General features: G+C 63.6%; 11 protein-coding genes and 1 pseudogene. All 12 read right to left on the bottom strand.

Annotated elements, in window-relative coordinates; genetic code table 11:
- Positions 1-65: 65 nt before the first annotated feature.
- Positions 66-1,637: a flagellar hook-associated protein 3 gene (locus PPL01S_RS05795; RefSeq protein ID WP_028625143.1), complete on the bottom strand. Its 1,572-nt coding sequence runs from the start codon at positions 1,635-1,637 to the stop codon at positions 66-68.
- 13 nt (positions 1,638-1,650) lie between these two features.
- Positions 1,651-3,681, bottom strand: coding sequence for a flagellar hook-associated protein FlgK (gene flgK / locus PPL01S_RS05790; protein WP_016393851.1), 2,031 nt, complete (start codon positions 3,679-3,681; stop codon positions 1,651-1,653).
- Positions 3,682-3,693: 12 nt separating this feature from the next.
- Positions 3,694-4,857 (bottom strand): flagellar assembly peptidoglycan hydrolase FlgJ, encoded by a 1,164-nt coding sequence (flgJ, locus tag PPL01S_RS05785; RefSeq protein WP_016393852.1) that lies wholly within the window; start codon positions 4,855-4,857, stop codon positions 3,694-3,696.
- 11 nt (positions 4,858-4,868) lie between these two features.
- A complete protein-coding gene (locus PPL01S_RS05780; RefSeq protein WP_016393853.1) occupies positions 4,869-5,978 on the bottom strand; it encodes a flagellar basal body P-ring protein FlgI in 1,110 nt (369 codons plus the stop codon).
- A 12-nt stretch (positions 5,979-5,990) separates the two neighbouring features.
- Positions 5,991-6,686, bottom strand: coding sequence for a flagellar basal body L-ring protein FlgH (gene flgH / locus PPL01S_RS05775; protein ID WP_008098722.1), 696 nt, complete (start codon positions 6,684-6,686; stop codon positions 5,991-5,993).
- A gap of 40 nt (positions 6,687-6,726) precedes the next feature.
- Complete coding sequence (flgG, locus tag PPL01S_RS05770; RefSeq protein WP_008098720.1) at positions 6,727-7,512, bottom strand: flagellar basal-body rod protein FlgG; 786 nt, start codon at positions 7,510-7,512, stop codon at positions 6,727-6,729.
- 47 nt (positions 7,513-7,559) lie between these two features.
- Positions 7,560-8,300 carry a flagellar basal-body rod protein FlgF gene (flgF, locus tag PPL01S_RS05765; RefSeq protein ID WP_016393854.1) on the bottom strand — a complete coding sequence of 247 codons (741 nt, stop codon included), beginning with the start codon at positions 8,298-8,300 and terminating at the stop codon, positions 7,560-7,562.
- 197 nt (positions 8,301-8,497) lie between these two features.
- Entirely contained in the window at positions 8,498-8,683 is a 186-nt protein-coding gene (locus PPL01S_RS05760; protein ID WP_016393855.1) for a hypothetical protein, read from the bottom strand.
- Positions 8,684-8,755: 72 nt separating this feature from the next.
- Complete coding sequence (gene flgE, locus PPL01S_RS05755) at positions 8,756-10,117, bottom strand: flagellar hook protein FlgE (RefSeq protein ID WP_028625144.1); 1,362 nt, start codon at positions 10,115-10,117, stop codon at positions 8,756-8,758.
- 30 nt (positions 10,118-10,147) lie between these two features.
- Entirely contained in the window at positions 10,148-10,855 is a 708-nt protein-coding gene (gene flgD / locus PPL01S_RS05750; protein ID WP_016393857.1) for a flagellar hook assembly protein FlgD, read from the bottom strand.
- Between the two features lie 15 nt (positions 10,856-10,870).
- Positions 10,871-11,304: pseudogene (gene flgC / locus PPL01S_RS05745) on the bottom strand (flagellar basal body rod protein FlgC).
- A 2-nt stretch (positions 11,305-11,306) separates the two neighbouring features.
- Positions 11,307-11,717, bottom strand: a complete 411-nt coding sequence (gene flgB / locus PPL01S_RS05740) for a flagellar basal body rod protein FlgB (protein ID WP_012315562.1) — start codon at positions 11,715-11,717, stop codon at positions 11,307-11,309.
- Positions 11,718-12,215: the final 498 nt, after the last annotated feature.

The raw sequence follows: 12,215 nt of genomic DNA, 5'->3' as shown, positions 1-12,215 counted from the left end.
CTTGGAAAAAAAAGTGCGCCGCACCTGACGGTGGCGGCGCACGATTGACTACGCACGCAGCGTGATCAGATGTAGTTGACCAGCGACAGGCCGGCGACCTTGGCATAGGCCTGCAGCGAGGCCTGCAGCATGTTGGTCTGCATCTGCAGACGCACCATTACCTCGGCCGGGTCGCTCTCGCGGATCGAGCTCTGGGTCTTGAGGTTCTCGGTGCTCAGGGCGTCGTTGGTTTCTGCCTGGACATCCAGCGCCTGGCCACGCCCACCAATGGAAGCGATCGACGACGTGACCTGGTTGCTGGCACTGCTGACGTTGCCGATGGCCGAGTCCAGCGCGGCCTTGAATGCCTGCGCGGCCGCCGGATCACCGTCGACTGGCGTATTGAGCGCGGTACGCAGCTGGCTGAGGGTGTCGAGGATGTTCTGGGTCTGGTGGGTGTCGACCTTGATGGCGAACGAGTCGCCTGCGCTCGGCGCGCCCGACAGCTCGAACTCCACACCCATGGCAGTGGCGGTGGTGCCGCTGAGGGTGCCACTGGAGATCGGCTTGCTGTTGGCACTGACTGGCGAGGCATACAGTTCGAAGTCGGTGGCGCTGGTGAACTTGAGCACCGCGCCTTCCGGGAAGGCCGCCTTGTACGCGGCCTGGTCGGTGATCCTGGCGCCCGTGACCTGGGTCGACGAGGGGTTGCCCGCGCTGCGGGTGCCGGAAATCTCGTCGGCCTTGGAACTCAGGCTGAACGTGTGGCCGGCAATGGCGGCATCCGGGTTGGCCTCGTCGCCCGGCTTGAAGCTGACATCCAGGCGCAGGTCGACACCGCGGAAGCTGACCATGGTGTTATCGCCGTTCGGGTCGAACTTGCCACCCTGGGTGGCTTCCATGGTCACGTCGTTGCCGTTGGCGTCGGTGATCTTGAACTGCGTGCTGCTGGTGAACTCGACACTGTAAGGCTCACCGCTGCGGAAGCGATCGTTGTAGGTGGCGCTGCCCGCCACCTGGCCATTGGACAGGCTGACGCGACCGTCGTCGGTGCTCGGCGCGGTCAGATGCGTCTCGCTGCGGCTGGTGTTCAGGGCCTGCTCGAAGGCGTCATAACCGGTCTCGTTGGCGGCCAGGCTGATCATGTCGCCTACCTGCAGCTTCAACTGGGTCTGGTCGCCCTGGTAGGAGTAGGTGCCATCGGCATTGCGCACATAGGGCTGGGTATCGCCCTTGGAGCCGGAGAACAGGTACTTGCCGTTCTCGTCCTTGCTGTTCATCAGGGTGAACAGCTGCTGCTCCAATGAGTCCAGCTCGGCGGCGTTGGCCTTGCGGTCGGCGTCGGTGAAGCTGGCGTTGCCGGAGCTCACCGCCAGCTCGTTGACCCGCTGGAGGATGGTGCCGATCGAGTTCAAGGTGCTCTCGGCCGTACCCAGCGCGTTGCGCACGCTGGTGATGTTGCCCTGGTACTGGCTGAGCATGTTCTGCTGCTGTTCGAGCTGCAGCAGGCGCGCGGCGCCGACCGGGTCGTCCTTGGCCGAGCGCACGCGAATACCGTCGCTGGCCTCCTGCTGGGTCTTCACCGTGTTGGCGAAGTTCTTCTGATAGTTGGCCTGGTTGGTGTTGTAGAACTGCGAAGTAGAGATGCGTACGCTCACGATCTACGGCTCCTTAAAGACTGCTGATCAGGGTGGCGAAGGTTTCCTGGGCCGCCTTGATGATCTGCGACGACGCGGTGTAGTACTGCTGGAACTTGATCAGGTTGCCGGTCTCTTCGTCGATCGACACACCCGACAGGTTGTTGCGGCTTTCCAGCGCCGAGGTGTGCAGCGCCGTGGTGGCGTCGCTGTCCATCTGCGCCTGGCCGGCCTTGCCGCCGACGTTGGACACCAGCTTGGCGTAGGCATCGGTGAAGCTGATGCCCTTGCCATCGGCGCCGACCTCGACAGTGGATTTGGTCTGCAGGTCGATCACCGACTGGGCGTTGCGGTTGTCGGCCGACCCTGCCGCGGTCATGCCGACGGTGAAGCTGTCGCCGTTTTTCGGGGCGCCGGAAACGTTCATCTCGAAGGTGAAACTGCTGCCCAGCGAGTTGCCGTTGGCATCGACCATCGGCACCGACAGCTGCAGCTTGTTGTCCTGGCCCGGCACGATGGTGCCGCTGCCGATCTCGGTGCCCTTGGCGTCGTACATCTTGTAGGCCTGGGGCGAGCTGGTATCGTCGCCGAACACCAGCTTGACCGGGGTGGAGTACTTCAGGCCGGTCTGCAGCTGCGCGCGCTGGGCCGAGTCGTAGATGTCCAGCTTCGAGGTCAGGTTCGGCTGGGTGATGGTGCCGGTGCCCTTGTTGCCCGAACCGCTGGTACCGGTCAACGGCGCCGCCATGGCCAGACGCTTGGGGTCGGTCAGGGTGGTTTCGATGTTGGCCGCGGCATTGCGCGTCGGGGTGATCTTGAAGCTGTCACCGGCGCTCAGGCCACCGCCGTTGAGCGACAGGGTGAACCCATCGATGACCGGCGGCGGCGTGTCGTTGAGGTCGAAGCTGCCCATGTCGGTGCCTTCGGGCAGCTTGCGCACGCTGTAGCCGGTGGCGCTGGTGAAGGTCACCTGGTAGTCGCTGGTACTCAGCTTGCCGGTGTCCTTGATGGTCACATCGAGGTTGCCGGAACCTGCGCTGTTGGTGTTCTTGGCGATGCTGCGCTCGCTGATGGCCTTGGCGCTGTTGATGTCGCCGAACAGCGCGGCGCCGAATTCACCGTTCTTGTCGATACCCTGGGCCAGCTGGCTGTTGATTGCGTCGGCCACCACCAGGGCCACACGACCCAGCTCGTTGAGCGCAGGGTCGAGGGTTTCGCTACGGTAGCGAATCAGGCCGCCCAGCTCGCCACCGGTGGTGCTGCTGGTGATGTCCATCTTGGTCGAGCCGCGATTGAGGATCAGGCTCATGCGCGTCGGGTCGGCCGCGCTCGGGGCAACGCCCAGGGTCTGGGTGGTCTTGCCCAGCACCAGGGCCTGGCCGTTCTTCAGGTAGATGTCGTAGTTGCCGTCGCGCTCGACCACGTCGGTGCCGATCAGCTTGTTCAGCTCGCGCACTGCGCCATCGCGCTGGTCGAGCAGGTCGTTGGGCTGGCCGGTGATGGAGCTGACGCGAGAGATCTGCTCATTGAGCTCGGCGATGGTCTTGGTCAGGTTGTTCACCTGATCGGCCAGCGACGCCATGTTGGCGTTGATGTTGCTGTTCTGCTGGTTGAGCTGCGCCGACAGGGTATTGAAGCGCTTGCTCAGGGATTGGGCGCTGGTCAGCAGCAGCTGGCGCGAGGCATCCTCGGTGGGCTTGGCCGCAGCGTCCTGCATGGCGCTGAAGAAGCTCTGCAGCGCGGCGGTGATGCCGGTGTCGCTGCCGGACAGGGCGGTGTCCAGTGGCGAGATCTGTTCCAGGTACGAGGACGCATCGCTGCTCAGCGAAGTCGTGGTGCGCAGCTGGTTCTCGAGGAACGAGTTGTACACCCGGCGCACATCGGCCAGCGTGGTGCCGCTGCCCATGAAGACCTGGCCGACCTGCTGGCCGCCCTTGGTCCTCTGCACGTTCTGCTGGCGCGAGTAGCTCTCGACGTCGGCGTTGGCGATGTTGTTGCCGAGGGTGTACATCCCCGACTGCGCGGCGCCAAGCCCCGACATGCCAATGTTGATCAGACTCGCCATGGTTCCATACCCTTAAAGTTTCGTTGTGGTACCGAGCGCTGCGTATTGCTCGTACGACTTCATCTGTCTTGCGATCTGCGAGATCTTGCTGGCGTAGTTCGGGTCTGTGGCGTACCCGGCCTTCTGCAACTCTTGCACGAACTGTTCTGGTTTATCGGCCGCCTTCACCGCATCTTGATAGCGGGCGTTGTTCTGCAGCAGGCTGACCAGGTCGTGGAAACTGTCCTGGTAGGAATCGTAGGAACGGAACGCCGCCGTTTCCTTGACGAACTGGCCGTCGCGGAACTCGCTGGTGATCGCCCGCGCCGAATCGCCTTCCCAGTTGCCGGTGGCCTTGATGCCGAACAGGTTGTGGCTGCTGCTGCCATCGCTGTTGCGCATGACCGACTTGCCCCAACCGGTTTCCAGCGCCGCCTGGGCCACCAGGTAGCGCGGGTCGACGCCAATGCGCTTGGCCGCCTGCTCGGCCATCGGCAGCATGGTGGCGACGAAGGCGTCGCTGTCGGCGAAAGCTTTCTTCGGCGCCAGCGGTGGTTGGGCCACGGCGCGGCCGGTGATGCGCAGGCCGTTGTCAGGCACGGCGATGGCTCTTGCCACCTGCTGCCCGTCACGGGCCGGCACGGCGGCGCTATTGATGGCTGCGGCCGGGTTTGCGGCGGACGGCACGATACCGGCCAGCAGGCGGTCGGTAAGCTTGCCGGGCAAGGCCAGGCGGCGCGAATTCAACGCGGCCACGTCATTGCGGCTGGCCGACTGGGCGGTGTGCACGGGTTCGGCCACCTTGTTGCCCCACAGCGTCGGGGCAGCGCCTTCGATCCGCGGGAACGGGCTGGTGTTGACCGAAGCGCCCTTGTGCTTCGACAGCTGGCGCACCAGCACGTCCTGCAAGCCGATACCGCCCCCTTCGCGGGACATGCTCACGGCCAGCTGCTGGTCGTACATGTCGCGGTACTGCTTGACCGTCGAGCTGTTCATCGGGTTGTCGTCGGCCAGCACATCACCGGCTTTGCGCGAGGCCTTGAGCATCTCGCTGATGAACAGCGACTCGAACTCCTGGGCTACCTTGCGCACGTTGGCATCGCTATCGCGGTCGCCGTGCTTGAGCGAGCTCAGTCGATTGAGGTCGGTGTAGGCGCCACTGTCGGCGCTGCTGGACACCAGGCTCTTGGAGTTCATCGGCTGGCTCCTCAGATCACGATCAGGTCGGCTTGCAACGCGCCGGCCTGCTTCAGGGCTTCGAGGATGGCCATCAGGTCGCTGGGCGCGGCGCCGACCTGGTTCACCGCACGGACGATCTCATCCAGCGTGGTGCCCGGGCCGAACTTGAACATCGGCTTGGCTTCCTGTTCGGCATTGACTCGCGAGCGCGGCACCACGGCGGTCTGGCCATTGGAGAACGGCCCCGGCTGGCTGACGATCGGGTCTTCGGTGATGGTCACGGTCAGGCTGCCGTGGGTCACCGCCGCCGGCGAGACCTTGACGTTCTGGCCAATGACGATGGTGCCGGTACGCGAGTTGATGATGACCTTGGCCACGGCCTGGCCCGGATCGATCTCGAGGTTCTCCAGGATCGACAGGTAGTCGACGCGCTGGCTCGGGTCCATCGGTGCGCTGACCCGTACCGAGCCACCGTCGACGGCCTGCGCCACACCCGGGCCGAGCAGTTCGTTGACCTTGTCGACGATGCGCTTGGCGGTGGTGAAGTCCGGGCGGTTGAGGTTCAGGGTCAGGGTGTTGCCCTGGTTGAAACCGCTCGGCACCGCGCGCTCTACCGAGGCGCCACCAGGAATGCGACCGGCCGACGGAACGTTGACGGTGATCTTCGAACCGTCGCGACCCTCGGCGTCGAAGCCGCCGACCACCAGGTTGCCCTGGGCGATGGCATAGACGTTGCCGTCGATACCCTTGAGCGGCGTCATCAGCAGGCTGCCGCCGCGCAGGCTCTTGGAGTTTCCGATCGACGACACGGTGATGTCCACCACCTGGCCAGGCTTGGCGAAGGCCGGCAGGTCGGCATGCACCGACACCGCGGCGACGTTCTTCAACTGCACGTTGCCGGAGCCGGCCGGCACCTTGATGCCGAACTGCGACAGCATGTTGTTGAAGGTCTGCAGGGTGAACGGCGTCTGGGTGGTCTGGTCACCCGTGCCGTTGAGCCCCACCACCAGGCCGTAGCCGATCAACTGGTTGGAACGCACGCCAGAGATGCTGGCGATGTCCTTGAGGCGCTCGGCATGGGCACCGAACGCGCAGGACAGAAGCAAGGTCGCGGCAATCAGCTGCCTTAGGTTGAACATGTTCATCCGTACTCAGAAGGGCCAGAGCGGGCTGATGAAGAAGCGGTCCAGCCAGCCCGGCTGGCTGGCGTCGGCGAACGAGCCGGTGCCCGAATAGGTGATGCGTGCATCGGCCACCCGGGTCGACGGCACGGTGTTGTCGGTGGCGATGTCGTCGGCACGCACCATGCCGGCGATGCGCACCAGCTCTTCGCCGGTGTTCAGGGTCAGCCACTTCTCGCCGCGCACGGCAATGATGCCGTTGGGCAGCACTTCGGCGACGGTGACGGTGATCGAGCCGGTCAGGGTGTTGCCCTGGGTCGCCTTGCTGTCGCCCTTGGTGGCGCGGTCACCGCTGTAGCCGGCTTCAAGGGACAGGTCACCGCTGCCGAACGGGTTGTTGGTGCTCGGGGTGGTGCCGAACAGCGAGGTCAGGCCGATGTCGGCCTTGCTGTTCTTCTGGATCTGCGAGCCGGCGTTCTTGCTCGCAGAGGTCTTCTCGTTGAGCGTGATGGTGATGATGTCACCGACCCGGAAGGCCTTGCGGTCGGTGTACAGGCTCTGCTCGAAGCCGGCCTGGTAGATCGAACCGTTGTTGGCCGCCGCCGGCAACGGGGTGCGCGGCAGGACCGGCGCATAGTACGGGTCGTTGGGCTTGGGCGTCGGCGCGACGCAACCAGCCAGCAACACCGCCCCCCCCAGGGCGAAGACGGACAACGAACGTTTCATGACGCTTACCTCACGGTGTAACAGGGACTAGGCCTTGGGCTTACAGCTGCTGGGTGACGAACGAAAGCATCTGGTCGGCGGTGGAGATGACCTTGGAGTTCATCTCGTAGGCGCGCTGGGTGGTGATCATGTTCACCAGCTCTTCGACGGTGCTGACGTTGGAGTTTTCCAGGGTCTGCTGCAGGGTGGTGCCGAAACCGTTCAAACCCGGGGTACCGACCTGGGGCGCGCCGCTGGCGGCGGTTTCCAGGAACAGGTTGTCGCCGATCGCCTGCAGGCCGGCCGGGTTGATGAAGTCGGCGGTCTGCAGGTTGCCGATGACCTGCGCGGCCGGGTTGCCGGCGGTGGTGATCGACACGGTGCCGTCCTGGCCGACGGTGAAGGTCTGGGCGTCGTTCGGCACCACGATCGCAGGCTCCAGGGCGAAGCCGTTGGCGGTGACGATCTGGCCGTCGGAGTTCAGGTGGAAGGTACCGTCACGGGTGTACGAGACGGTGCCATCGGGCTGCAGCACCTGGAAGAAGCCACGGCCGTTGACCGCCATGTCCAGGGGGTTTTCGGTGGTCTGCAGGCTGCCGGTCTGGAAGTTTTTCTGGGTGCCGACGATGCGCACGCCGGTACCGACCTGTAGGCCCGACGGCAGTTCGCTGTCCTGGGTCGACTGGGCACCTGGCTGGCGCTTGATCTGATACAGCAGGTCCTGGAATTCGGCACGGTCACGCTTGAAACCGGTGGTCGAAACGTTGGCCAGGTTGTTGGAAATGACCGTGAGGTTGGTGTCCTGGGCGGACAGGCCGGTTTTAGCGACCCAAAGAGCCGGAAGCATCAGTTTTCTCCTCGTGCGCCTGTTTTACGGCACCCGTTCAAGTGTGGTTAGCCGAGTTGCAAAACACGCGCCATGGCTTCGTCGCCTTCCTTGGCCGCGTTCATCATCTTCACGTGCAGTTCGAATTGACGGGACAGCGTCAGCACCGAGGCCATTTCTTCCACGGCGTTGACGTTGCTGCCCTCCAGGAAGCCCGAGACCACCCGGACGTTGACGTCGGCAGCGGCCGGCTGGCCATTTTCGGTGTGGATCAGACCGTCCAGGCCCTTGTTCAGGCCTTTGGTGTCGGGGTTGACCAGCTTGATGCGGTCGACCTCGGCCATCACCCGTGGGTCTTCGCCCATGGAGCGGATGCTGATGGTGCCGTCGGCGCCGATCTCGACTTTCTGCTCGGGGGGAATGGCGATCGGACCACCGTTGCCGATCACCGGCATGCCGTTGCCGGCACGCAGCACGCCGAGGGCATCGATGTTGAGGCTGCCGGTACGCACATAGGCTTCGCTGCCATCGGGCGCCTGCACGGCGATGAAGCCCTGCCCGGCCACGGCCACGTCCAGGTCGCGCCCGGTCTCGACCATCGGGCCTTCGCTGAAGTCGGTGGCCGGCCGTTCGGTCATGGCGAACGCCCGTGACGGAAAGCTGTCGCCAAACACCGGCATCGAGCGCGCCTGCTCCAGGTCGCGCTGGAAGCCATTGGTGGAAATATTCGCCAGGTTGTTGGCGTGGGCCTTCTGCGCCAGCGCGTTCTGGCTGGCGCCGGTCATGGCCACGTAAAGCATCTTGTCCACAGTCATCCTCCGCTGCACTGGCGAGCGTTTGCCGCCTGCCGTTGCTGTGCAGGCACTAAAGCAAGTTCCGAACCAACTTCTTGAAAGCGTGAAAAAGCCCGTGAATACGGGCCTTGCGATATCGGGCGGGCGCCTGGACGACGGTTATCCGGCGCCGGGTTGCCGGTGGCGGCAACGCGATAAGGCCAGAACGGCAATCACCTATCGCGACAGCCACCATTGTTGTAGGGCCCGGCAAACCGCTTCCAGCCCTCCCCCGGCGACCATTGCGAGCACACCAGGCGCCCATCCACCTGGCTCTCCCAACGCCACCACGGCGCAGTACCTGCCTGCGCCTGGTACAGGCAGAAAGCACCCAGCATCGCGACCAGCAGCTTCTTCATGAGTCCTCCGGCAAAAACGACGAACCCCTTCACGACAAAGGGGTTCGTCCACACACCATCAAGCAGCGACCATCAGGTCATCTGGATGATGGTCTGCATCACTGTGCTTTCGGTGGAGATGGTCTTGGCGTTCGCCTGGTAGTTGCTCTGCGCCTTGATCAGCTCGACCAGCTCCTGGGTCAGGTTGACGTTGGAGCCTTCCAGCGCATTGGACTCGACGCTGCCCAGGGTGCCGGTCTTCGGCGCATCGATACCCGGGATGCCCGAGGTGTAGGTCTCGGTCCAGCGCGTACCGCCAATCTGCTGCAGGCCTTGCTCGTTGGCGAAGCTGGCCAGGGCCACCTGGCCGATGGCACGCGACTGCTGGTTGCTGAAGCTGGCGAACAGCACGCCGGTCGAGTCGATGCTCAGGCTCGACAGGATGCCGGTGGCATAACCGTCCTGGGACTGCGACATGCGCGCGGTCTCGGTGTTGTAGGAGGTGGTGCTGTTCATCGACAGCTTCATGCCTGCGGCATTGCCAGCGGCGCCGTTGCCTGCCCAGTTGCCCGCGGAATCTTCCACGGCAGGCACCCAGCCGGTCATGGTGAAGGTGTTGTTGGTCACCGTGAACGAGGCACCCGCCGGGTGGCCGGTGTTATCGGCGGTCATGCTGGCAACCGAGCCATCGCTGTTGAAGTTGATGGTACCGGTGAGCGGCGTGGTGGACGACGGGTCGAACGGGTTGCGCCCGTCGACCAGGGTGTACATGGTCCACTCGTTGGTGCCGGTCTTGCGGTAGAACTGCTCCATGGTGTGCTCGTTGCCCTGGCTGTCGTAGACCTTGGTCGGGAACGATTTGGTGTAGGTGGTCTCGTCGGATGGGTCGAACACCTTGTTCGGCACCAGCACGGGTGGCGTGTTGCTGTCATAGACCTGCAGCGGAATGTCGGCAGCCGAGGAGTTGAGGTTGATGCCCTGGTCGATCAGGGTGGTGGCCTTGGGCTGCAGCGCCGAAGTGTCGATCTTCAGGTCGGTCAGCACACCCTTCTGGATCTTGCCGGTGGAGTCGGCGGCATAGCCTTGCAGGCGCAGGCCGTCCGAGGTGACCACGAAGTTGTCTTTGTCCGCCTGGAAGGCACCTGCGCGGGTATAGACGCGCGAACCGTTGTCGGACAGCACGAAGAAGCCCTGGCCCTGGATGCCCATGTCCAGCACGTTGCCGGTGGAGTTGACGTCACCCTGGGAGAACTGCTGCGACACCGCCGCCAGGCGCACACCGGCACCGACCTGGTTCTTGCCCACACCCAGGCGGTTGGCACCGGCATAGACGTCGGCGAACTCGGCGCGCGAGGACTTGAAACCGGTGGTATTGACGTTGGCAATGTTGTTGCCGGTAACGTCCAGTTGTTTTTCTGCTGCGTACAGACCGCTAAGGCCGACATTGAAAGACATGAATTTGCTCCTGTGCCGCGCTAGCGGGTCTTAGATACCGATGGTTTGTACGTCGGAGAGGGAAACCTTGCCGACACCTGCGAGGTTCAGCACCATTTCGCCGGTGGCGTTGAAGCTGACGCTGGTCACCTTGGCCGGCAGCAGGGTGTTCATCTGCACGCTCTGGCCATCGACGGTGGTGCTGGCGGTGAAGGTGTAGGTGCCCGGGTCGACTTTCTCGCCACTGGCATTGGTGCCATCCCAGATGAAGTCGGCATAACCGGCTTTCTGCTCGCCCAGCTCGATGGTCTTGACGGTGTTGCCGTCCTTGTCCTTGATGGTGATCTTCGCTTCGCTGATCGCCTGCGGCACGATGAACTGGCCGTTGAAGCTTTCGGCGGTATCGACCACCGCCTTGTCGTTCTGCGCGATCACCGAGCGCCCGACCAGCGACGAAGCCTGCAGCGCCTGGGACGAGGCCAGGGCGTTGGTGATGCTGGTCACCGAGTCATTGAGGTTGGTGATGCCTTCGAGGCTGCTGAACTGCGCCAACTGGGCGACGAACTCGCTGTTGTCCTGAGGATCGAGCGGGTTCTGGTTCTGCATCTGGGTAACCAGCAGCTGCAGGAACGCGTCCTTGCCGAGCGCGTCGGAGCCGGTCTTGGAAGCGGTATCGGTGGTCTTCTTGGTGGGCGCACCGACACCCGATGCCGAAAGGACATCGTTGAGGTTCACACCGTTGGTGCTATCGACTGCCATGGTCTGGATTCCTTATCACTGACCCAAGGTCAGGACTTTCTGCATCATGTTCTTGGCGGTGTTCATCAGCTCGGCGTTGGTCTGGAACGAGCGGCTGGCGGAGATCATGTCGGCCATCTCCTCGACCACATTGACGTTCGGGTAGTAGACGTAGCCGTCCTTGTTCGCCGCCGGGTGATTGGGCTCGTAACGCGCCTCCAGGTTGCTCTGGTCCTCGACGATGCCCTTGACCTGCACGCCCCGCCCTGATCCTCGAACAGCGACTGGCTGGTGCCGGCCTGGGCGTCCTGGAAGGTAGTGGCGAACACCGGATGACGGGCGCGATAGGTCTGGTCGATGCTCGACGAGACGGTCTCGGCGTTGGCGATGTTGGAGGCGACGGTGTTGAGGCGAGTGTTCTGCGCGCTCATGCCGCTACCGGCGATATGGAAGACACTGGCAAGGGACATGACTACTCTCCGCGCAGGGCCGAAACCAGCCCTTTGAATTTACTGTTGAGCAAGGTGAAGCTGGCCTGGAAGCCGATGGCGTTCTCGGTGTAGTTCGATTGCTCGATCTGCGCATCCACGGTGTTCTGGTCGATCGACGGCTGCGTAGGGGTGCGGTACTGCAGGGTGTCGTCGGCCATCGCCAGGCCTTCGGCCTCGATGTGGCGGCTGTTGGTACGGTCCATGGCGAAGCGGCCACCGCTTTGCTGCTTCTGGCTCTCGGCGGCGAGCACCGACGAGAAGTCCATGTCACGCGCCTTGTAGTTGGGCGTGTCGGCGTTGGCGATGTTGTTGGCCAGCACTTCGGCGCGCTGGGCGCGGAAGCCCAGGGCTTTTTCGTGGATGCCAAGGGCCTTGTCGAAACTGATGCTCATGTCGGGGAAACCTTCGAAGGTTGACCGGAATGTCGTTGGCGAAGGTAGAGCAAGAGCTGTGCCAAGGTCTTGAAAGCCCGTGAATGCTGGGCTTGGGAGGCTGCGGGGGAAATGGCGATGCCAGAAAAGCGGCAATGTGCTTCCGCTTGAAGATGAGAAAGCGGCAATTGGCGGGCGGCAAAAGCGGCAAAGCAAAAAATTGACGGCAGCTGGGTGCCTGTCTTGGGGTTGGTGGGGTGGCGCAGCGCATATCGAGCGCCGCCCGCGCGGCGCATCGCGAGCTCTGCTCGCTCCTACGTTTGTTGCAACGTGCCATGGCCTGTCAGGCCATGGTTTTCCGCTTTTGCCGTCCGCCGAGATATCGCGTCGAGCCTTCAAGGCTCGCAGCCATGGCATATCAGGCATAGGTACGTTTCAACAACTGTAGGAGCGAGCAGAGCTCGCGATGCGCCGCGCGGGCGGCGCTCGATCTCAAGGCCGCCGCAACGCGACCCCACG

Origin of the sequence: Pseudomonas plecoglossicida NBRC 103162 = DSM 15088 (assembly GCF_000730665.1) — a bacterium.
GTDB lineage: Bacteria > Pseudomonadota > Gammaproteobacteria > Pseudomonadales > Pseudomonadaceae > Aquipseudomonas > Aquipseudomonas plecoglossicida.
This window is presented reverse-complemented; position numbering and strand designations above follow the sequence as displayed.